The organism is Rhodococcus antarcticus, assembly GCF_026153295.1.
GTDB lineage: Bacteria > Actinomycetota > Actinomycetes > Mycobacteriales > Mycobacteriaceae > Rhodococcus_D > Rhodococcus_D antarcticus.
The window spans coordinates 791,997-814,030 of record NZ_CP110615.1 but is presented as its reverse complement, the minus strand read 5'-3'; the positions used below and the strand labels follow the sequence as shown (position 1 = coordinate 814,030).

At 72.6% G+C, this 22,034-nt stretch carries 17 protein-coding genes; 7 read left to right on the top strand and 10 right to left on the bottom strand.

Features of this window, described 5'->3' with window-relative positions; genetic code table 11:
* Positions 1-7: 7 nt before the first annotated feature.
* Positions 8-2,572 (bottom strand): alpha-glucan family phosphorylase, encoded by a 2,565-nt coding sequence (gene glgP / locus RHODO2019_RS04020; RefSeq protein WP_265383733.1) that lies wholly within the window; start codon positions 2,570-2,572, stop codon positions 8-10.
* Positions 2,573-2,738: 166 nt separating this feature from the next.
* Between glgP and RHODO2019_RS04015 the strand changes: the two genes are divergently transcribed.
* From RHODO2019_RS04015 to glgB, 4 genes are all read left to right on the top strand, one after another.
* Positions 2,739-4,739 carry a maltotransferase domain-containing protein gene (locus tag RHODO2019_RS04015; protein ID WP_265383732.1) on the top strand — a complete coding sequence of 667 codons (2,001 nt, stop codon included), beginning with the start codon at positions 2,739-2,741 and terminating at the stop codon, positions 4,737-4,739.
* Positions 4,740-4,908: 169 nt separating this feature from the next.
* Entirely contained in the window at positions 4,909-6,648 is a 1,740-nt protein-coding gene (treS, locus tag RHODO2019_RS04010) for a maltose alpha-D-glucosyltransferase (RefSeq protein WP_265384614.1), read from the top strand.
* The gene (locus RHODO2019_RS04005; protein ID WP_265383731.1) at positions 6,645-8,075 is read left to right on the top strand and encodes a maltokinase N-terminal cap-like domain-containing protein; all 1,431 of its coding nucleotides are present in this window, start codon (positions 6,645-6,647) and stop codon (positions 8,073-8,075) included. Before treS ends, RHODO2019_RS04005 begins: the two co-directional genes overlap by 4 nt.
* The gene (gene glgB, locus RHODO2019_RS04000; RefSeq protein WP_265383730.1) at positions 8,072-10,414 is read left to right on the top strand and encodes a 1,4-alpha-glucan branching protein GlgB; all 2,343 of its coding nucleotides are present in this window, start codon (positions 8,072-8,074) and stop codon (positions 10,412-10,414) included. Before RHODO2019_RS04005 ends, glgB begins: the two co-directional genes overlap by 4 nt.
* Before the next feature lie 76 nt (positions 10,415-10,490).
* Here glgB and RHODO2019_RS03995 read toward each other — a convergent pair whose 3' ends face one another.
* The 6 genes from RHODO2019_RS03995 to RHODO2019_RS03970 form a co-directional block, all read right to left on the bottom strand.
* A complete protein-coding gene (locus RHODO2019_RS03995; protein ID WP_265384613.1) occupies positions 10,491-11,381 on the bottom strand; it encodes a tetratricopeptide repeat protein in 891 nt (296 codons plus the stop codon).
* Between the two features lie 203 nt (positions 11,382-11,584).
* Positions 11,585-13,354, bottom strand: coding sequence for a coenzyme B12-dependent isobutyryl-CoA mutase large subunit (gene icmA, locus RHODO2019_RS03990; protein ID WP_265383729.1), 1,770 nt, complete (start codon positions 13,352-13,354; stop codon positions 11,585-11,587).
* 91 nt (positions 13,355-13,445) lie between these two features.
* A complete protein-coding gene (locus RHODO2019_RS03985; RefSeq protein WP_265383728.1) occupies positions 13,446-13,748 on the bottom strand; it encodes a thiamine-binding protein in 303 nt (100 codons plus the stop codon).
* Positions 13,745-14,086, bottom strand: a complete 342-nt coding sequence (locus tag RHODO2019_RS03980) for a DUF3817 domain-containing protein (RefSeq protein WP_265383727.1) — start codon at positions 14,084-14,086, stop codon at positions 13,745-13,747. Before RHODO2019_RS03980 ends, RHODO2019_RS03985 begins: the two co-directional genes overlap by 4 nt.
* A gap of 62 nt (positions 14,087-14,148) precedes the next feature.
* The gene (meaB, locus tag RHODO2019_RS03975; protein ID WP_265383726.1) at positions 14,149-15,129 is read right to left on the bottom strand and encodes a methylmalonyl Co-A mutase-associated GTPase MeaB; all 981 of its coding nucleotides are present in this window, start codon (positions 15,127-15,129) and stop codon (positions 14,149-14,151) included.
* A 3-nt stretch (positions 15,130-15,132) separates the two neighbouring features.
* Positions 15,133-16,323 (bottom strand): acetyl-CoA C-acetyltransferase, encoded by a 1,191-nt coding sequence (locus tag RHODO2019_RS03970; RefSeq protein WP_265383725.1) that lies wholly within the window; start codon positions 16,321-16,323, stop codon positions 15,133-15,135.
* A gap of 134 nt (positions 16,324-16,457) precedes the next feature.
* Between RHODO2019_RS03970 and mce the strand changes: the two genes are divergently transcribed.
* A complete protein-coding gene (mce, locus tag RHODO2019_RS03965; protein WP_265383724.1) occupies positions 16,458-16,901 on the top strand; it encodes a methylmalonyl-CoA epimerase in 444 nt (147 codons plus the stop codon).
* A 9-nt stretch (positions 16,902-16,910) separates the two neighbouring features.
* Here the strand turns inward: mce and RHODO2019_RS03960 are convergent, their stop codons facing one another.
* Positions 16,911-17,276 (bottom strand): SPW repeat domain-containing protein, encoded by a 366-nt coding sequence (locus tag RHODO2019_RS03960; RefSeq protein ID WP_265383723.1) that lies wholly within the window; start codon positions 17,274-17,276, stop codon positions 16,911-16,913.
* Between the two features lie 278 nt (positions 17,277-17,554).
* Between RHODO2019_RS03960 and ccrA the strand changes: the two genes are divergently transcribed.
* On the top strand, positions 17,555-18,886 hold the full coding sequence (gene ccrA, locus RHODO2019_RS03955) for a crotonyl-CoA carboxylase/reductase (RefSeq protein WP_265383722.1): 1,332 nt from the start codon (positions 17,555-17,557) through the stop codon (positions 18,884-18,886).
* Positions 18,887-18,965: 79 nt separating this feature from the next.
* Complete coding sequence (locus RHODO2019_RS03950) at positions 18,966-19,886, top strand: coiled-coil domain-containing protein (RefSeq protein WP_265383721.1); 921 nt, start codon at positions 18,966-18,968, stop codon at positions 19,884-19,886.
* Here RHODO2019_RS03950 and RHODO2019_RS03945 read toward each other — a convergent pair.
* A complete protein-coding gene (locus RHODO2019_RS03945; RefSeq protein ID WP_265383720.1) occupies positions 19,867-20,187 on the bottom strand; it encodes an Rv1322 family protein in 321 nt (106 codons plus the stop codon). The two genes, RHODO2019_RS03950 and RHODO2019_RS03945, sit on opposite strands and share 20 nt — an antisense overlap.
* Before the next feature lie 39 nt (positions 20,188-20,226).
* Positions 20,227-22,005, bottom strand: coding sequence for a 3-hydroxyacyl-CoA dehydrogenase family protein (locus RHODO2019_RS19300; protein ID WP_354005574.1), 1,779 nt, complete (start codon positions 22,003-22,005; stop codon positions 20,227-20,229).
* Positions 22,006-22,034: the final 29 nt, after the last annotated feature.

The window sequence follows — 22,034 nt, the reverse complement described above, 5'->3', positions numbered from 1 at the left end:
CCCGCCCTCAGGCCAGCGCCACCAGGCCCAGCTCGGCGTCCCCGGCCAGCAGGGGGTTCGCGGGCAGCACCCGCACCGTGTACCCCGCCGCCCCGGAGTGCGGCAGCGCGGTCTCCACCTCGAACAGCTCCCGGCCGTCCGTGCTGCCCACGTGGGCCATCGGCACGGTGCGCACGTCGTGCAGCTGCTCGTCGGAGTCCACCCGACCCAGCACGGCCTGCACCGCCACGTCACCCACGCCGAGACCGCCCAGCAGCACCTCCGCCCGCAACGTCATCAGGGCCCCGATCTCCGGGATGTCGGGCACGCCGGAGGCGTCCACCCGGACCACGCGCACCTGCGGCCAGGCCGCGACGACCTCGCCACGGAAGCCCGCGAGCTCCTTCGCGCCGGCGAAGCCCTCGGCCCGCACGCGTGCCGCCGACTCCCCGGCCGGCCGGTAGTGGTCGAGCACGTAGTCCTGCACCATCCGGCTGGCCAGCACCTTCGGTCCCAGCGTCTGCAGCGTGTGGCGGACCATCTCCACCCAGCGCGCCGGGACCCCGTCGGCGTCGCGGTCGTAGAACCGCGGCAGCACCGAGCCCTCGAGCAGCTCGTACATGGCCGTCGCCTCGAGGTCGTCGCGGCGCACGTCGTCGGTCACGCCATCGGCGGTCGGGATGGCCCAGCCGTTCTCCCCGTCGAACATCTCGTCCCACCAGCCGTCGCGGATGGAGAGGTTCAGCCCGCCGTTGAGCGCGGACTTCATCCCCGACGTGCCGCAGGCCTCCAGCGGGCGCAGCGGGTTGTTCAGCCACACGTCGCAGCCCCAGTACAGGTAGCGGGCCATCGACATGTCGTAGTCGGGCAGGAAGGTGATGCGGTGGCGCACGTCGTGGGTGTCGGCGAAGCGCACCACCTGCTGGATGAGCGCCTTGCCCCCGTCGTCGGCGGGGTGGCTCTTGCCGGCGATGACGAGCTGGACCGGGCGCGCCGGGTCCAGCAGCATGGCGCGCAGCCGCTCGGGGTCGCGGAGCATCAGGGTGAGCCGCTTGTAGGTGGGCACGCGCCGGGCGAAGCCCACGGTGAGCACGTCCGGGTCGAACACCCCGGCGGTCCAGCCGAGCTCGGCCTCGGTGGCCCCGCGCTCCAGCCAGGACGCCCGCACGCGTCGGCGCACCTCGTCCACCAGCTGGCCGCGCAGGGTGGTGCGCAGCGCCCACAGGTCGGCCGCGGAGACGTGCTCCACCGCCTGGCACACCCCGGTCTCGGTGAGCTCGGCGCCCGCCACGGTGCGCCGGGCGAGCTCGGTCCACTCGCGCGAGGCCCACGTGGGTGAGTGCACTCCGTTGGTCACCGAGGTGATGGGCACCTCGGCGGTGTCGAAGCCCGGCCACAGGTCGCTGAACATGTCCCGGCTGACCTCACCGTGCAGCTGGGAGACGCCGTTGGCGCGCTGGGCCAGGCGCAGACCCATGTGGGCCATGTTGAACACGTGCGGATCGGCCTCGGCCCCGAGGCCGAGCACGCGGTCCAGGGGAAGTCCGGGCAGCAGGGCGTCGTCCAGCTCGGTGCCCTCCCCGCCGAAGTAGTGCCGGACCAGCTCCACCGGGAAGCGGTCGATCCCGGCGGGGACCGGGGTGTGGGTGGTGAACACCGTGCCGGCGCGCACGGCGGCCAGGGCCGCGTCGAAGTCCAGCCCGGAGCCCAGGAGCTCGCGGATCCGCTCCAGGCCGAGGTAGCCGGCGTGGCCCTCGTTGGTGTGGAACACCGCGGGCTGGTCGAGGCCCAGGGTCTCGCAGTAGGCCCGCACCGCCCGCACCCCGCCGATGCCGGCCAGGATCTCCTGCTTGATGCGGTGGTCCTGGTCGCCGCCGTAGAGCCGGTCGGTGACGGCGCGCAGCTCGGCGTCGTTCTCCCCGATGTCGGAGTCCAGCAGCAGCAGGGGCACCCGTCCCACCTGCGCGATCCACACCCGGGCTCGCAGCACCCGGTGCCCGGGCATGGCCACGCGCACCACCACCGGGGAACCGTCGGCGACGGTGAGCAGCGTCAGCGGCAGCCCCTGGGGGTCCAGGCTCGGGTAGTGCTCGCGCTGCCAGCCGTCCGCCGACAGCGACTGGCGGAAGTACCCGGAGCGGTACAGCAGCCCGACGGCGACCAGCGGGACGCCCAGGTCGGAGGCGGCCTTGAGGTGGTCCCCGGCCAGCACGCCGAGCCCGCCGGAGTAGTTCGGCAGCACCTCGGTGACGCCGAACTCCATGGAGAAGTAGCCGATCCCGGTGGGCAGGCCCTCCTGGTCCTGGTACCAGCGCGGCGCGTCCAGGTAGTCCTGCAGGTCCGCGGCCAGGGCGTCGAGCCGCCCGGTGAAGCCCTCGTCGGCGGCCAGGACGTCCAACCGCGCTGCGGGCACGTCGCCGAGCAGCCGGACCGGGTCCTGGCGCAGCGAGCGCCAGCGTTCGGGGTCGATCTCGGCGAACAGGTCCTGGGTGGCGGGGTGCCAGCTCCAGCGCAGGTTCGTCGACAGCGGGCCCAGCGCGGCGAGGCGCTCGGGCAGGTGGGCACGGACGGTCACGCGGCGGAGGGCTCTCACCGGCGGAACAGTACCGATCCAGTGACCGGTACAGCAGCAGGCCCGCGCCGGTTCGCGCTCTATTGGCCACGGGCGCGCGTCTGCGGAAGGGTGGTGGTCGCACTCGACCGACGCACGACTGACCAGCTGCCGTCCCCCGGGACGGGGCGGGACGGAGCAGTGGACCGTGACCGGACGGATCGGCATCGACGACGTGGCCCCGGTGGTGTCCCTCGGGACCCAGCCGGCCAAGGCCGCCGTGGGCGAGGTCATCCCCATCGCAGCGACCGTGTGGCGCGAGGGCCACGACGCCGTGGCCGCCACCGTGGTGTGGCGTGGTCCCGGCGAGCGCACGGGGGCGATGCAGGTGTCCATGGCCGAGGGGGTCGAACCGGACCGCTTCCACGCCCTGGTCACGGCCGACCGCGAGGGCACCTGGACCTTCCGGGTGGACGCCTGGAGCGACCCGGTGGCCACCTGGCGGCACGCCGTGGAGGCGAAGACGGCCGCGGGCCAGAGCGCCGCGGAGCTGGCCAACGACCTCGAGACCGGGGCGCTGCTGCTCGAGCGCGCCGCCCGGGTGGTGTCCAAGGAGGGGCGCGCCCGCGTGCTGGCCGCCGCGGCCGCGCTGCGCAGCGACGACGGAGTGGACGAGCGGATCGCGCCCGCCCTCTCCGCCGAGGTGACCGAGCTGCTGCGCCGCCACCCGGTCCGCGACCTGCTCACCCGGGGCACGCCGCACCGGGTGCAGGTCGACCGCACCCGCGCGCTGTTCGGATCCTGGTACGAGCTGTTCCCGCGGTCCACCGGCGGCTGGGACGCCGCCGGCAACCCGGTGCACGGCACCTTCACCACGGCCCTCGACGCGCTGCCCCGGGTGGCCGACATGGGCTTCGACGTGGTGTACCTGCCGCCGATCCACCCGATCGGCGAGGTCAACCGCAAGGGCCCCAACAACACGCTCACCCCGGGCCCGGACGACGTCGGCTCGCCCTGGGCGATCGGCAGCGCCGACGGCGGGCACGACGCGGTGCACCCGCGGCTGGGCACCCTGGCCGAGTTCGACGTCTTCGTCGCCCGCACCCGTGAGCTGGGCATGGAGGTGGCCCTCGACCTGGCGCTGCAGGCGGCCCCGGACCACCCGTGGGCCGCCGAGCACCCCGAGTGGTTCACCGTGCTGCCCGACGGCACCATCGCCTACGCGGAGAACCCGCCGAAGAAGTACCAGGACATCTACCCGGTCAACTTCGACGACGACCGCGAGGGCATCTACGCCGAGGTGCTGCGCGTGGTCCGGCACTGGACCGACCACGGGGTGCGCATCTTCCGGGTCGACAACCCGCACACGAAGCCGCCGGACTTCTGGGAGTGGCTCATCGCCGAGGTCAAGAAGACCGATCCCGACGTGCTGTTCCTGGCCGAGGCGTTCACCCGCCCCGCACGGCTGTACGGGCTGGCCCGGCTGGGGTTCACCCAGGGCTACAGCTACTTCACCTGGCGCACGGCCAAGTGGGAGCTCACCGAGTTCGGTGAGGAGCTGGCGCGGATGGCCGACGAGTCGCGGGCGAACCTGTTCGTCAACACCCCCGACATCCTGCACGCGAGCCTGCAGCACGGCGGCCCGGGCATGTTCGCCATACGGGCCGCGCTGGCCGCCACCCTGGCTCCCACCTGGGGGGTGTACTCGGGCTTCGAGCTCTACGAGGGTGCGGCCCTGCGCGAGGGCAGCGAGGAGTACCTGGACACCGAGAAGTTCCAGCTGCGCCCCCGCGACTTCGCCGGCGCGCTGGCTCGGGGTGAGTCCCTGGAGCCCTACATCACCCGGCTCAACGCCGTGCGGCGCGCACACCCGGCCCTGCAGCAGCAGCGCACGCTGCGCTTCCACCACGTCGACAACGACGCGCTCATCGCCTACTCCAAGGTGGACCCGACCACCGGGGACGCGGTGCTGGTGGTGGTCAACCTCAACCCGTTCGGCGCGGAGCAGGGCACCGTGGTGCTGGACCTGCCCGCGCTGGGCCGCGGGTGGGACGAGCGCTTCTGGGTGCGGGACGAGATCACCGCCGAGAGCTACGAGTGGGGCCACGAGAACTTCGTCCGCCTCGAGCCGTGGAACAGCGTGGCGCACGTGCTCGCGCTGCCCGCGCTGAGCCCGGACGACCGCGCCCGCACCGCCCACCGCCCCTGACCCGCCCGCTCTGCCCGCACGTTCGCCCGACCTGCTCCACCCCGCCCCACCTGGAAAGGCCCCCGTGACCGAGAAGACCACCCCCGAGCTCGAGGCGCACGACACCGAGCACACCGCCGACGGCCACCTCGTCGAGCCCGACGCGGCCGACTACGCGCACGCCCGCTCCATGCGGGTCGACGACGAGTGGTTCAAGAAGGCCGTGTTCTACGAGGTCCTGGTCCGCGCGTTCAACGACTCCGACGGCAACGGCACCGGTGACCTGCGCGGCCTCGCGGACAAGCTCGACTACCTGTCCTGGCTGGGGGTGGACTGCCTGTGGCTGCCGCCGTTCTACGACTCCCCGCTGCGCGACGGCGGTTACGACATCCGCGACTTCCGCGCGGTGCTGCCCGAGTTCGGCACGGTCGACGACTTCGTGCACGTTCTCGACCAGGCCCACCGCCGGGGCCTGCGCGTCATCACCGACCTGGTCATGAACCACACCTCCGACACGCACTCCTGGTTCCAGGAGTCCCGCAGCGATCCGGACGGGCCGTACGGGGACTTCTACATGTGGGCCGACGACGACCTGGGCTACCCCGAGGCCCGGATCATCTTCGTGGACACGGAGAACTCCAACTGGACGTGGGACCCGGTCCGCAAGCAGTACTACTTCCACCGGTTCTTCTCCCACCAGCCGGACCTGAACTACGACTGCCCGGCCGTGCAGGAGGCGATGATCGACGTCCTGCGCTTCTGGCTGGACCTGGGCATCGACGGCTTCCGGCTCGACGCGGTGCCCTACCTCTTCGCCCGCGAGGGCACCAACTGCGAGAACCTGCCGGAGACGCACACCTTCCTGAAGAAGTGCCGCACCGTCATCGACACCGAGTACCCCGGCCGGGTCCTGCTGGCCGAGGCCAACCAGTGGCCGGCCGACGTCGTCGCCTACTTCGGCGAGCCGGACACCGGCGACGAGTGCCACATGGCGTTCCACTTCCCGCTGATGCCGCGGATCTTCATGGCCGTGCGCCGGCAGAGCCGCTTCCCCATCTCGGAGATCCTCGAGCAGACGCCGGCGATCCCCTCCAGCGCGCAGTGGGGCATCTTCCTGCGCAACCACGACGAGCTGACCCTGGAGATGGTCACCGACGAGGAGCGCGACTACATGTACTCCGAGTACGCCAAGGACCCCCGGATGAAGGCGAACATCGGCATCCGCCGCCGCCTCGCCCCGCTGCTGGAGAACGACCGCAACCAGCTCGAGCTGTTCACGGCCATGCTGCTCAGCCTCACCGGCTCCCCCGTCCTGTACTACGGCGACGAGATCGGCATGGGCGACAACATCTGGCTCGGCGACCGCGACGCGGTCCGCACCCCGATGCAGTGGACCCCGGACCGCAACGCCGGCTTCTCCCGGGCCGATCCGGCCCGGATGTACCTGCCGGTGATCATGGACCCGACCTACGGCTACCAGTCGGTGAACGTGGAGCAGCAGTCCGGCTCGACCAACACGCTGCTGCACTGGACCCGTCGGATGATCGAGGTGCGCAAGCAGCACCCCGCCTTCGGCCTGGGCACGTTCACCGAGCTCGGCAGCGCCAACTCGTCGGTGCTCAGCTACCTGCGCGAGCTCGCGCCCTCGACGGAGGCCCGCTCGCCCAGCGACGTCATCCTCTGCGTGAACAACCTCTCCCGCTTCCCCCAGGCGGTGAAGCTCGACCTGTCGGTGTTCGCGGGGCGCATCCCCGTCGAGCTGACCGGCTCGGTGCCCTTCCCCGCGATCGGCGCCGACGAGTACATGATCACCCTGCCCGGGCACGGCTTCTACTGGTTCGCGCTGCAGCCGGACCCGGACGGGGGCGGTTCAGCGGCACCGGCGCTGCCGTCGGAGGCCCGCACCGCCGCCCACGGGGCGCAGTCGTGACGGGGCCGCGGGGGACCACCCTGGAGCAGGCGCTGGCGGCGTGGCTCCCGGCCCAGCGCTGGTTCGCCCACAAGGGTCACGACGTCGCCGCGGTCGAGGTGCTCCACCGCGAGGTGCTCGCCGACGCCACCACCGACGGGGGCCCGCGCACGGAGCACCTGCTGCTGGCCGTGGAGCTGGCCGACGGCACCCGCCCGGGCTACCAGGTCCCCCTGGGCCTGCGGGCCGAGCTGCCGGTGGCCCTGGAGGCGTGGGCGCTGGAGGGCCCCGTCGACGGCCTGGTCGCATACGACGCCCTGCGCGACCCGGAGTGCATCCGGGTGCTCGCCGACGCCCTCGCCGGTGCGCACGACGTCGGCGCCCTGCAGTTCCGCACCGAGGACGGCGTGGTGCTCGAGCCGGGCATGGGCGGGCGCGTGCTCGGGGCGGAGCAGTCCAACACCTCCGTCGTGCTCGGGGAGCACCTGCTGCTCAAGGTCTTCCGCCAGGTCGCCCCCGGGGTGAACCCGGACCTGGAGCTCCACCGGGCCCTCAGTGCGGTGGGCTGCAGCTCCATCGCTCCCGTCCGGGCCTGGCTGCAGGGCGAGCTGGGCGGCGAGACCACCACGCTGGCCATGGCGCAGGACTTCGCGACCAACGCCGCTGACGGCTGGTCCATGGCCCTGACCAGCGTGCGGGACCTGCTGTCGGAGGCGGACCTGCACGCCGAGGAGGTCGGCACCGACTTCGCCGGGGAGGCCGAGCGACTCGGTCGGTCGGTGGCCGAGGTGCACCAGGTGCTCGCCACCGCGCTCGGCTCCGCACCGAGGGCCGCCGGCACCTCCCCCGTGCCCGCCATGCTCGCCCGGCTCGACGCGGCCGTCGCCGTGGTGCCCGAGCTGGCCGAGCTGGCCCCGGCCGCCCACGCGCTGCTCTCCGCCGCCGCCGAGGTGGCCGTGGACGACGAGGTGCAGCGGATCCACGGCGACCTGCACCTGGGACAGGTGCTGCGGACCCCGGCCGGGTGGCTGCTCATCGACTTCGAGGGCGAGCCCGCCAAGACCCTGGCCGAGCGCCGCGAGGCCGACAGCACCCTGCGCGACGTCGCCGGCATGCTGCGCTCCTTCGACTACGCCGCCCACCAGCAGCTGCACGACACCGCCCCGAACAACCAGCTGGAGTTCCGGGCGAAGGAGTGGGCGGCCCGCAACACGGACGCCTTCTGCGCGGGGTACGCCGAGCAGTCCGGCGCCGACCCGCGCGACCAGCTCGTGCTGCTGCGCGCCTACGAGCTGGACAAGGCCGTCTACGAGGCCGTGTACGAGGCCCGCAACCGACCGACCTGGCTCGACATCCCGCTGAAGGCGGTCGCCCGCCTGTGCGGTGTGCGCACGCGCCCCCCGCTCGTCAGCCCGGACGACCCCCGCACGGAAGAGGACGACGCATGAGCCCCGACCCGACCCGACCGACCCCTGCCCCCCGCGTCCCCGGCGGTGCGGGGGCAACCCGGCCGGCCGCCGCCACCCCGGCGACCGCCACCCCGGCGACCGCCACCCCGGCCGCCGCCACCCCGGCGGCCGCGACCGTCCCGCCGTCGACCGTCCCACCGTCCGCAGCGCCGTCCGCCGACGACCTGGCGCGGCTGCTCTCGGGCACCCACCACGACCCGCACTCTGTCCTCGGCGCCCACCCGCTGCAGGGCGGCACCGCGATACGCGCGCTGCGCCCGGACGCTGAGCTCGTCGTCGCCCTCATCGGGGACGCCACCCACGAGCTCACCCACGTCGAGGGCGGGCTGTTCGCGGTGTGGGTGCCCATCAGCGACCTCGCCGACTACCGCCTGGCCATCACCTACGGCGGGCAGACCCACACCGTGGCCGACGGCTACCGGTTCCTGCCCACCCTGGGTGAGGTGGACCAGCACCTGCTCCGCGAGGGCCGCCACGAGCGCCTGTGGGACGTCCTGGGTGCCCACCTGCGCAGCTACGACACCCCGGACGGCAGCGTCGCCGGAGTGTCCTTCGCCGTGTGGGCCCCCAACGCGCAGGGCATCAGCGTGCTCGGCGACTTCGACGGCTGGTCCGGGCGCGCGACGCCGATGCGCTCGCTGGGCTCGACCGGTGTCTGGGAGGTCTTCGTGCCGGGCCTGGCCGCCGGGACCCGCTACAAGTTCCGGGTGCACGGGGCCGACGGGTCGGTGGTCGAGAAGGCCGACCCCATGGCCTTCGGCACCGAGGTCCCGCCGTCCACCGCGTCGATCGTCGTCGACAGCACCCACACCTGGGCCGACGGGGAGTGGATGGCGGCCCGGGCCGGGAGGGCGCCGCACGTGCAGCCGATGAGCGCCTACGAGGTGCACCTCGGTTCGTGGCGGCCGGGTCTGACCTACCTCGAGCTCGCCGACCAGCTCGTCGCGCACGTGCGGGCCCTCGGGTTCACCCACGTCGAGCTCATGCCGGTCGCCGAGCACCCCTTCGGCGGGTCGTGGGGCTACCAGGTCACCTCGTACTACGCGCCGACCTCGCGCTTCGGCACCCCGGACGAGTTCCGTGCCTTCGTCGACGCCCTGCACGCCGCCGGCATCGGGGTCCTCGTGGACTGGGTCCCGGCCCACTTCCCCAAGGACGCGTGGGCCCTGGCGCGCTTCGACGGCACCCCGCTCTACGAGCACGCCGACCCGCGTCGCGGCGAGCAGAAGGACTGGGGCACCCTGGTCTTCGACTTCGGCCGCAGCGAGGTCCGCAACTTCCTCGTCGCCAACGCCCTGTACTGGCTGGAGGAGTTCCACGTCGACGGCCTCCGGGTCGACGCGGTGGCCTCGATGCTCTACCTGGACTACTCCCGCGAGGCGGGCCAGTGGGAGCCGAACGTCCACGGCGGCCGGGAGAACCTCGAGGCGGTCGCGTTCCTGCAGGAGATGAACGCGACGGTCTACAAGAACCACCCGGGCGTGGTCACCATCGCCGAGGAGTCCACCTCCTGGCCCGGTGTCACCCGGGCCACCCACCTGGGCGGTCTCGGGTTCGGCATGAAGTGGAACATGGGCTGGATGCACGACACGCTCGACTACGTCGGCCACGACCCGGTGCACCGCAGCTACCACCACCACGGCGTGACCTTCTCGCTGGTCTACGCGTGGAGCGAGAGCTTCGTGCTGCCCATCAGCCACGACGAGGTCGTCTACGGCAAGGGCTCGCTGTGGGAGCGCATGCCCGGCGACGCCTGGAACAAGGCCGCCGGGCTGCGCGGGCTGCTCGGCTACATGTGGGGCCACCCGGGCAAGAAGCTGCTGTTCATGGGCCAGGAGTTCGGCCAGCCCAGCGAGTGGTCGGAGGAGCTGGGCCTGGACTGGGGTCTGCTGGACGACGAGCGTGGCGGTGCGCTGCACCGCGGGATCGCGCAGATGGTGGGCGACCTGAACGCCGCCTACACCGCCCACCCGGCGCTGTGGAGCCAGGACACCGAGCCGCAGGGCTTCTCCTGGATCGACGCCAACGACGCCGAGAACAACGTGCTGAGCTTCCTGCGGCACGGGGCCGACGGCTCGGTCCTGGCGTGCGTGGTGAACTTCTCCGGCTCCGCGCACGAGGGGTACCGGCTCGGCCTGCCCAGCGCAGGGACGTGGCGGGAGGTGCTCAACACCGACTCGGAGGTCTACGGCGGTTCCGGCGTGGGCAACCTCGGCGCTGTGCACGCGACCGACCGCAGCTGGCACGGGCGCCCCGCGTCGGCCGACATCAGGATCCCGCCCCTGGGCGCGCTCTGGCTGGCCCTCGAGAGCGACTAGCCCGCGCACACCCGCCGCCGGGCCAGGTGCACGTCTGGCCCGGATCGACACCGGCGGGTGGCGGGCGCGCCCTGGATCAGTAGAGCGCGCTCGCCAGCTTGCGCCGGGCCGACACCACGTGCGGCTCCGCCGGGTCGAACAGCTCGAACAGGCTGAGCAGGCGGGCGCGGGCGGCGTCCCGGCCCGCGGTGTCGGCCGCTCCGGCCCGCCTGACGGTGGCCACGAGCCGCGCGAACGCCTCCTCCACCTGCTGCTGCGCGAGCTCTGCGTCGGCGGCGAGCAGCTGGGCGTCCACGTCGTCGGGAGCGGCGTCGGCCAGGGCGACCGCGTCCGGGGTCACCGCATCCAGCCGCTGGAGGAACCGCACCTGCGCCAGGGCGGCCAGGGCCTCGGCGTTGCTGGGCTCGCTCGCCAGGACGAGCTCGTAGGCCGCGGTCGCTCCGGCGTAGTCCCCCCCGTCCAGCGCCAGCTCGGCCGCCACGAAGCGCGGGTCCTCCGGCTCGGGCTCGGGCTCGGGCAGGTCCGCCATCGCGGCGGCGGTGCCGGGGAGCTGGTCCCCGAGCGCGGACAGGAGACCGTGGAGCCACTCCCGCACGTCACCCCCGGGGAACGCCTGCACCGGCTGCCCACCCGCGACCGCGATCGTGGTCGGCAGGGACTGCACCCCGAACAGCTCGGCGATCCGCGGGTTGGTGTCCACGTCCACCGTCGCCAGCACCCACGTGCCGGCCCCGGCCGCGGCGAGACCCTCGAGGGTCGCGGTCAGCTCGGTGCTGGCCGCGCTGCGCGTCGAGGCGAGGTCCACCACGACCAGCGTCTGCAGGGACCGGTCGACCACCTCGGCCTGGAAGGTCTCCTCGGTCACCGTGGTCGCGTTGGGCGTGACGGCCGGCGTGGGCTGTCCGGCCGCCACCGGTGGCGCCGTGGCCCGAGCCTTCAGGGCCGACAGGTCCACGGCGCCGGACATGGCCGCGGTCATCGCGGCCGGAGGGACGGGGGGACGTGCACCGGGTCGAGTCACCCACCAATCCTGGCACGGGTGATCGACCGGCCGGAGGCCGGGCGGGCGGGCGGTCCCAGCCCCGGCCGGGGACCAGGCAGGGCCGCCGGGAGGAGCACGAACGGGCCGCCACCGGTCTGCACCGGTGACGGCCCGTCGAGCCGGCCCGATCAGAAGCGACCAGGGTCCCGGTAGACGCCCCACTCCACCTTCAGCGCCCCGCACACCTCACCCAGCGTCGCCTCCGCACGGATGGCCTCGAGCATCGGTGGGATGAGGTTCCCGTCGCCCTGGGCCACCTCGATCATCGTCGCGAGCCGGCGCTGCACCTCGACGTCGTCCCGCTCGGCCTTGCGGGCGGTCAGCGTGGCCACCTGCTCACGCTCCACCTCGTGGCTCACGCGCAGGATCTCCAGCGGGGAGTCGACGGCACCGGTCAGCGTGTTGACGCCGACCACCTTCTTGTCCCCCATCTCCACGGCCGTCTGGTAGGTGAACGCCGCGTCCGCCGTCTCACCGGTGAAGTAGCCGTCCTCGATGCCGCGCAGGATGCCGGAGGTCATCTCGCCCACCGGGTGCGCGCCGCTGGGCACCTCCAGGCGCGCGAGGTCCTTGATGCGGTCGAAGATCTTCTCCGCGTCGGCCTCGATGGCGTCGGTCAGGGCCTCCACGTACCAGGAGCCGCCGAGCGGGTCCGCGACGTTGAGGACGCCGGTCTCCTCGGCGATGACCTGCTGGGTCCGCAGCGCGATGTGCGCGGCCTTCGCGCTGGGCAGGGCGAGCACCTCGTCGAGTGCGTTGGTGTGCAGGGAGTTGGTCCCACCAAGCACCGCCGCCAGGGCCTCCACCGCGGTGCGGACCACGTTGTTGTCCGGCTGCTGGGCGGTGAGCGACACCCCCGCGGTCTGGGTGTGGAAGCGCAGCGACTGGGCCTTGGTGGACGTCGCTCCGTAGACGTCGCGCAGCCACCGGGCCCAGATGCGTCGAGCGGCCCGGAACTTGGCGATCTCCTCGAAGAAGTCGATGTGCGCGTCGAAGAAGAAACTCAGCCCCGGGGCGAAGCTCTCGATGTCCAGACCCCGGGCAAGGCCCAGCTCCACGTAGGCGAAGCCGTCCGCCAGGGTGAACGCGAGCTCCTGGGCGGCCGTCGCCCCGGCCTCCCGGATGTGGTAGCCGGACACGCTGATCGGCTTGTACCTCGGGATCTCGGCGTTGCAGTGCTCCATCAGGTCGCCGATGAGGCGCAGGTGCGGCTCGGGGGTGAACAGCCACTCCTTCTGCGCGATGTACTCCTTGAAGATGTCGGTCTGCAGCGTGCCGTCGAGGACCGAGGTGTCCACGCCCTGGCGCTCGGCGGCCACCAGGTACATGCAGAACACCGGGACGGCGGGGCCGCTGATGGTCATCGACGTGGTGATCTCGCCGAGCGGGATGCCGGCGAAGAGCACCTCCATGTCGGCGGCGGAGTCGATGGCCACACCGCAGTGCCCGACCTCGCCCAGGGCCAGGTCCTCGTCGGAGTCACGACCCATGAGCGTGGGCATGTCGAAGGCCACCGACAGGCCACCGCCGCCGGCCTCGAGGATCTGGCGGTACCGCTCGTTGGTCTGCTCGGCGTTGCCGAACCCGGCGAACTGGCGGATGGTCCACGGCTTGCCGCGGTAGCCCGTGGCGTGCAGCCCGCGGGTGAAGGGGAACTCGCCGGGGTACCCGATGCGCTCGAAGCCCTCGACGGTCTCACCGGGGCGCGGGCCGTAGACCGGCGCCACCGTCTCGCCCGACAGCGTCGTGAAGTCGGCGTTGCGCACCCGACCGGCTTCCTCGGCTGCCGCGTACCGCTCCTGCCAGCGCGCTCGCGCGGCCTCGGAACCGGCGGAGTCGGAGCCCCCGGTGTCGTACGCGGTGATGGGGTCGAACCGGGTGCGGGCCTCGGCGGTCATGCGTCCTCCTGTGACTGCGGTGTCGACCTGATGCTAGGCCCACACCGGGATCTTTAGCAGGACGTCCTAGCAGTTTCCACGGTGACCCGGGTCACGCCTGCCTCAGGTGCTCCTCGACCCGGTCCACCTTGGCCGTGAGCTGCCCGGTGAACCCGGGGCGGATGTCGGCCTTGAGCACCAGGCTCGTCCTCGGGGAGGCCTCGGACACGGCGGCGACGGCCCGCTTGACCACGTCCATGACCTCGTCCCACTCACCCTCGATCGAGGTGAACATCGAGCTCGTCTCGTTCGGCAGCCCCGACTCCCGGACGATGCGGACCGCGGCGGCGACCGCGGCGCTCACGCTCCCGGTGTCGTCCGAGGCAGCGGGACTGACGCTGAAGGCGACGATCACGCCCGCACCGCCGTGCTCAGCTCGCCGAGCCGGCCCGTCCGCACCGCCCAGCGCTCGAAGACGACGGAACCGAACGGCGGGATGCTGGCGACGAGCGCGAGCAGGGTCGTGCGGGTGTCCCAGCGCAGCGACCGGACCGACAGCAGCGCGATGACGACGTAGGCGGTGAACACCGCCCCGTGGATAGACCCGAACACCGGCACCCCGCCCTCGGCGCCGGTCTGCACCACGTACTTGAGGACCATGCCGAGCAGGAGCCCGGCCCAGCTCACCGCCTCGGCCACCGCCACGAGGCGGAAGCGGGCGGCGGGCGTGCTGACGTCGAGGGCGCTGGCCATGGGTCCAGTGTGCCCGTCCCGCCGCACCGACCTCCGCCCTGGCGGTGTCGCGCTGCTCACGGTCAGGTCGTGAGCTGTCCGACCAGCTCGTCCGCGGCCACGTAGGGGTCCGTCGTGCCGTCCACGACGTCGGAGGCCAGCGCCTCCAGGGCCGTGCTGCCGGTGAAGCTGCCCATCCGGTCCCGCAGCGTCTGCAGGGCGATCGCCTCGATCTCGGCGCTGGCCCGCACGATCCGGCGGCGCTCCAGCTCGCCGTGCGCGGTGGTCCACTCGCGGTGCGCGGCGATGGCGGCCACCACGTCCCCCACGCCCTCGCCCCGGGAGGCCACCGTCTTCACCACGGGCACGCGCCAGGAGGGGCCCAGCTGCTCGCGACGGCCGAGCGAGATCATGTGCTTGAGCTCCCGGACGGTGGTGTCGGCCCCGTCCCGGTCGGCCTTGTTGACCACGAACACGTCCGCCACCTCGAGGATGCCAGCCTTGGCCGCCTGGATGCCGTCACCCATGCCCGGGGCCAGCAGCACCAGCGTCGAGTCGGCCAGGGAGACCACCTCCACCTCGGACTGGCCGACGCCGACGGTCTCCACGAGCACGATGTCGAATCCTGCGGCGTCCAGCACCCGCAGGGCCTGCGGCGTGGCCCACGAGAGCCCGCCCAGGTGGCCACGGGTGGCCATCGAGCGGATGAACACGCCGCTGTCGGTGGCGTGCTCCTGCATCCGCACGCGGTCACCGAGCAGCGCGCCACCGGAGAACGGCGACGACGGGTCGATCGCCAGGACCCCGACCCGCTGGCCGGCGGCCCGGTAGGCCTGCACCAGCGCCGAGGTGGAGGTGGACTTGCCCACCCCTGGCGAGCCCGTCAGGCCGATGACCTGGGCGTGGCCGGTGTGCGGTGCGAGCGAGGCCGCCACCTCGCGCAGCTGCGGGCTCGCGTCCTCCACGAGGGAGATCAGCCGAGCGACCGCCCGGGCCTGGCCGTCCCGTGCCCGGGCGACGAGATCGGCGACGTCCGCCTGCCGACCCCGGAAGCCGCTGGCCACTCCTCAGGCCGAGGCGGGTGCACGGAGGATCAGGGCATCGCCCTGCCCGCCGCCGCCGCACAGGGCCGCCGCACCGACACCGCCCCCGCGCCGGCCCAGCTCGAGGGCGAGGTGCAGCACGATGCGGGCACCGGACATGCCGATCGGGTGGCCGACGGCCAGCGCCCCGCCGTTGACGTTCACCTTGTCCTCGCTGATGCCGAGCTGGCGGGCCGAGACGATGCCGACGGCTGCGAAGGCCTCGTTGATCTCCACGAGGTCCAGATCAGCCGGCTCGATGCCCTCGCGCGCGCACGCCTTGGCGATGGCGCGGGCGGGCTGCTCCTGCAGCGTGGAGTCCGGGCCGGCCACGACGCCGTGGGCGCCGATCTCGGCGATCCAGCTCAGGCCCAGCTCCTCCGCCTTCGCCTTGCTCATGACGACGACGGCACACGCCCCGTCGGAGATCTGGCTGGACGTGCCCGCGGTGATCGTGCCGTCCTTGCGGAAGGCCGGGCGGAGCTTGCCGAGGCCCTCGACCGTGGTGTCGGCCCGGATGCCCTCGTCGGACCGGAACTCGGTCGGCTCGCCCTTGCGCTGCGGGATGGAGACGCTCACCACCTCGTCGTCGAACAGACCGTCCTTCCAGGCCCTCGCCGCGCGCTCGTGGCTGCGGGCGGCGAACGCGTCCTGCTCCTGGCGGGTGAGCTGGTCGGTGTCGTTGCGGACGTCGGTGAGCAGGCCCATGGCCTGGTCGGTGAGCGCGTCGTGCAGGCCGTCCAGCGCCATGTGGTCGTCCATCGTGACGTCGCCGTACTTGAACCCCTCGCGGCTGCCCGCCAGCAGGTGCGGCGCCTGGGTCATCGACTCCTGACCGCCCGCGACCACCACGTCGAACTCGCCGGCGCGGATGAGCTGGTCGGCCAGCGCGATCGCGTCGATGCCGGACAGGCACACCTTGTTGATGTTGAGCGAGGGCACGGTGAGCGGGATGCCGGCGGCCGCGGCGGCCTGGCGGGCGGGCATCTGCCCCGCACCGGCGGTCAGCACCTGGCCCATGATCACGTACTCGACCTGGTCGGGCGCGACCCCGGCCTTCTCGAGAGCGCCCTTGATGGCGATCCCGCCGAGGTCCGCACCGGAGAACCCCTTGAGCGAGCCCAGCAGACGACCCATGGGGGTGCGAGCACCAGCGACGATGACAGATCCAGACACGAGAGCCTCCTGCGACGGTGCGGGTGGGGTGTGGCCTGGAGGCTACCTCCGCCGACCGACGCGACCGGAGCGGCACCGGGCACGCACGACGCCGGCACGCGCTCACCAGCGGGCTCGCCGCTAGCGTGCACGCCATGACCACGCCCCTGCTGCCCTCCGCGCTCGTCACCGCCATCGACCACGTCGGCGTCGCCGTGCCCGACCTCGACGTGGCGATCGCCTGGTACCGCGACGTGCTCGGCCTCGAGGTCACCCACCGGGAGACCAACGCCGAGCAGGGCGTGGAGGAGGCGATGGTGGGCGTCGGCAACGCGCAGGTCCAGCTGCTCGCCCCGCTGGACGAGACCTCGACCATCGCGAAGTTCCTGGACCGCTCGGGCCCGGGGCTGCAGCAGCTGGCCTACCGGGTCACAGACGTGGAGGCCGTGTCCCAGGTGCTGCGCGACAAGGGCCTGCGCCTGCTCTACGACAGCCCGCGGCGGGGCACAGCCGGGTCCAGGGTGAACTTCGTGCACCCCAAGGACGCGGGCGGCGTGCTCGTCGAGCTGGTCGAGCCGGCTGCACCGAGCGCCCGCTGAGGGGCCGCCTCAGGCTGCGAGCGCCACGGCGCCGCGGCGCTCCCGCACCCCGAGCAGCCCGGCGACCAGCGCCACCGCTCCCGCGGCCACGGTGATCACGTCCGCGGTGGTGACGCCGGAGGGGTAGACCAGCAACCACGGCGCGGCCACCAGCACGAGACCCAGCACCACGTGCGTCCAGTGGCTCGACCGGGACGCCAGGCCCATCGCCCACAGCGCGCTGCCCGCCAGCAGCAGCCCGAGCAGCAGCAGCGCTCCGGTGATCTCCCGGTCCCCGGCCACGGGCAGCCACGGGGTGCTCAGCACGAGCACCACCCCGGCGACCAGCACCGCACCGTCCCGCACGATCTCCACGACCTGCTCCGTCTTCGCCATGACCCGTACCTCCTCGACGCACCGTTGACCGGCGCAACCCCCACTGTCCTCCCGGCGAGCCCGGCGCTGCTGAGACCGACCTGTGAATGTGGCGGGTGGATGCTGGCAGCGTCAGGAACGCGCCCGGACGACCGTCCTCCTGGACCCAGGTCACCTGCCCGAGTGACCCGGACCACGTCACAACCACTCCCGCGGGGGGTTACTCCTGGGTAGCCTCCGAGCACTCGCGGCCCGGCCGACACCGGGACCGCCCGAGACACCAACGGAGGTGCGTGCACGTGCAGAAGATCCTCGAGGCGATCCAGGCCGACGAGCTCGCGACGATCGGCGACATCCCGCTGCCCGAGACCTACCGGGCGGTCACCGTCCACGCGGACGAGGTCGACATGTTCGCCGGGCGCGAGACCCGGGACAAGGACCCCCGTGAGTCGCTGCACGTGGAGGACGTCCCGGTCCCCGAGCTCGGTCCCGGCGAGGCGATCGTCGCGGTGATGGCCAGCTCCATCAACTACAACACGGTCTGGACGTCGATCTTCGAGCCCGTCTCCACGTTCAGCTTCCTCTCCCGCTACGGCAAGCTCAACGACCTCACCAAGCGCCACGACCTGCCCTACCACGTCGTCGGCTCCGACCTCGCCGGCGTCGTGCTGCGCACCGGTCCGGGCGTCAGCCGGTGGAAGGCCGGTGACGAGGTGGTCGCCCACTGCCTGTCCGTCGAGCTCGAGAGCCCCGACGGCCACAACGACACGATGCTCGACGACCAGCAGCGCATCTGGGGCTTCGAGACCAACTTCGGCGGGCTCGCACACCTCGCGCTGGTCAAGTCCAACCAGCTCATGCCCAAGCCCGACCACCTCACCTGGGAGGAGGCCGCCTCCCCCGGGCTGGTCAACTCCACCGCCTACCGCCAGCTGGTCAGCAAGAACGGTGCCGCCATGAAGCAGGGCGACGTCGTCCTGATCTGGGGCGCCTCGGGCGGGCTCGGCTCCTACGCCACCCAGATGGCGCTCAACGGCGGCGCGATCCCCGTCTGCATCGTCTCCAGCCCGGAGAAGGCCGAGGTCTGCCGGGCCATGGGCGCGGAGCTGATCATCGACCGCAACGCCGAGGGGTACCGCTTCTGGTCCGACGAGCACACCCAGGACCCCAAGGAGTGGCAGCGCTTCGGCAAGAAGATCCGTGAGCTCACCGGCGGCGAGGACCCGGACATCGTCTTCGAGCACCCGGGCCGGGAGACCTTCGGCGCGAGCGTCTACGTCACCCGCAAGGGCGGCGTCATCGCCACCTGCGCCTCCACGTCGGGGTACATGCACTCCTACGACAACCGCTACCTGTGGATGAACCTCAAGCGGATCGTCAGCTCGCACTTCGCCAACTACCGCGAGTCCTTCGAGGCCAACCGGCTCATCGACAAGGGGCTCGTGCACCCGACGCTGTCCCGCGTGTACCCGATGGACGAGGTCGGCCAGGCCGCCTACGACGTCCACCGCAACCTGCACCAGGGCAAGGTCGGCGTGCTGTGCCTGGCCCCCGAGGAGGGCCTGGGCGTGCGGGACACGGTGAAGCGGGAGAAGCACCTCGCGGCCATCAACCGCTTCCGGGGCGTCTGAGCCGTGGCCCGCGCCGCCACCCGGCTCGGGCGCGGCGCGGACCGGTCCGGCGCGTCACCCGGCCGGTAGCGTGGGCGCCATGTCCTCCGACGCCGACTTCCTACCGCTGACCTCGCCGTTCCCCGTCGTCCGCAGGGGGTACGACAAGGAGCAGGTCGACGAGCACCTGGAGCGCGCGGACGCCGAGCTGCGGGTCACGGCGGCGGACCGCGACGCGGCGGCGTCGCAGTCCGCCGACCTCGCCAGCCAGCTGGACGCGGCCCGTTCGGAGATCGAGGCGCTGCGCTCGCAGGCTGATCGTCTGGCCGTCGTGCCGAACGACACCGAGGGGCTCAGCGACCGGCTGCAGCGCATGCTGCGCCTCGCCCAGGACGAGGCGTCGGACATCCGGGCCCGGGCGCAGGCGGAGTCCGCGGAGGTCCGCTCGGTCGCCGAGCAGGAGGCCGCCGAGCTGCGCGCCCGCTTCGACCAGCTCATCGCCGAGGTGGAGCAGCGCCGCTCGGACATGGAGGCCGAGCACACGGCCACGATGGACGCAGCCCGCGCCGAGGCCACCCGCACCGTCGAGACGGCGGCGGTCGAGCGCGACCGGGCCGACGCCGTCGCGGCTGCCCGGCGGACCCAGGTCGAGGAGGACTTCGAGCTCGCCATGGGCAGTCGGCGCTCGGAGGCGCTCACCGCCCTGCACCAGGCCGAGTCCACGAGCAAGGCCGAGGCCGAGCGCCGGGTGCGCGACGCCACCACCGAGGCCCAGCGCCGGCTCGCCCGCGCCACGGAGCAGTCCGAGCACCGCGTGGCCGCGGCCACCACGAGCGTGCAGCAGATGCAGCAGCTGCGACAGCGGGTGGCCGACCAGATCTCCGACGTGGCCGCGCTCGCCGCGACCGCGCACGACCGGCTCGGGCTGCTGCCCGAGGAGACCGCACCGAGCCCGACGGTCCCCGATGCTCCGGTGCCCTCCCCCGAGCCCCGCCCCGCCGTCAGCTCCAGCGACGGGTGAGCCCGCGTCGTCCGCGCCCGGCCCAGCAGCCCGAGTGCCAGTGCCGGCGCTCGTCGGCGCCCCCGAACTCCGCGCTCGGCCACGCCACCACGTGGGCCACCCGAGGGGCGATCTCGTGGTCGCAGCCCGGACACCGGTAGGTCTTCACCGCCTGGGCACCGGACACGGTGCGCACCTGCCAGTCCTCGCCGTCCGGTCCGGCCTCCGTGCGCGAGAAGCCCGTTCCCTCCCCCGGGACGGTCGGCGAGGGCTGTCGGGCAGCGGTGCCCCGGCGGGGACGGTCAGGACGACGGCGCGGCACGGTCGTGCACAGTAGGCGCGCGTGCTGTGCCCAGCCGCCTCAGGAGTAGTCCCGGAAGCCCTTGCCTGTCTTGCGGCCCAGCCGTCCGGAGGTGACCAGGTGCTCCAGCAGCGGCGCGGGGGCGAACCCTGCCTCGCGGAACTCCAGGTAGAGCGTCTTCTGGATCGCCAGCGAGACGTCCAGCCCGACGACGTCGAGCAGCTGGAACGGCCCCATGGGCATGCCACAGCCGACCTTCATGGCCGTGTCGATGTCGTCGGCGGTGGCGTAGTGCGCCTCGAGCATGCTCACCGCGTCGTTGAGGTACGGGAACAGCAGGGCGTTGACGATGAACCCTGCGCGGTCACCGCAGGTCACCGGCACCTTGCCCAGGTCCCGGCAGAGCTGGTTCGCGGTGGCCACCACGTCGGCGTCGGTGGCGATGGTGTGCACGATCTCCACGAGCTTCATCACCGGGGCCGGGTTGAAGAAGTGCAGCCCGACCACGTCGCCGGCCCGGGAGGTGGCCGCGGCGCACTCCACCACGGGGAGCGAGGACGTGGTGGTGGCCAGGATCGCACCGGGCTTGCACACCTCGTCCAGCGTCGCGAAGGTCGACCGCTTCACCTCGAGGTCCTCGGCGATCGCCTCCACCACGAGGTCCACCGTTGCGAAGTCCTCCAGCGACGTGGTGGTCGTGATCCGCGCCAGCGCGGCGTCGCGGTCCGCCTCCTCGAGCTTGCCGCGGTTGACGGCCTTGTCCAGCGAGCGTCGGACGGCCGCCACCGCACCCTCGGTCTTGGCCGTGCTGCGCCCGCGCACGAGGACGTCGTAGCCCGCCTTGGCGAACACCTCGACGATGCCCGTAGCCATGGTGCCGGTGCCCACGACCCCGACGGAGCGGACGGGGCGCAGCACGGCACCGTCCGCGGTGGCCGCGCTCGGGGTGAGGGCGTCCGGCACCACCTCCTGCGAGTCGGCGGCCGCGTAGGTGTAGAAGCCGCGACCGGTCTTGCGGCCGAGCAGACCCGCCGTGATCATCTGCTTCAGCATCGGGGCGGGCGCGTGCAGCCGGTTGCGCGACTGGTGGTACATCGTGTCGAGGATCTCGTAGGCGGTGTCGAGACCGATGAGGTCCATCAGGGCCAGCGGTCCCATGGGGTAGCCGCAGCCGAACTTCATCCCGGCGTCGAGGTCCTCCCGGCTCGCGTAGCTGGCCTCGAGCATGCGCACGGCGTGGTTGAGGTAGCCGAAGAGCAAGGCGTTGGCGATGAACCCCGCCCGGTCACCGATCACCACCGGCGACTTGCCGAGCTTCTCCGCCAGTGCGGTCACGTCCTCGATCACGTCGGGCTCGGTGACCACGGTGCGGACCACCTCCAGCAGCTTCATCACCGGCGCGGGGTTGAAGAAGTGCACGCCGACCACCTTGCCGGGACGGGCGGTCTGGACGCTGAGCTCGGTGACCGAGAGCGAGGACGTGTTCGAGGCCAGCACGACCTCGGGCCGGCACACCTCGTCGAGCTTCTTCAGCACGGCGGCCTTGAGCTCCAGGCGCTCGGGCACAGCCTCGACGACGAAGTCCACGTCGGCGAGGTCCTCGAGGGAGGTGGTGGTCGTGATGCGGCCGAGCAGGGCGGCCTGCTCGGTCTCGTCGAGCTTTCCGCGGGCCACCGCGCGGCCGGTGGAGTGCTCGAGGTGACCCCGACCCCGCGCGATCCCGGCCTCGTCGGTCTCGACCGCGATCACGTCGAAGCCGCTGCGCGCGAACACCTCCGCGATGCCCGCACCCATGGTGCCCAGCCCGACCACACCGATCGTCGAGAACTCGCGTGCCACCTGTCGTCTCCCGCTTCGTCGAGGGTCCG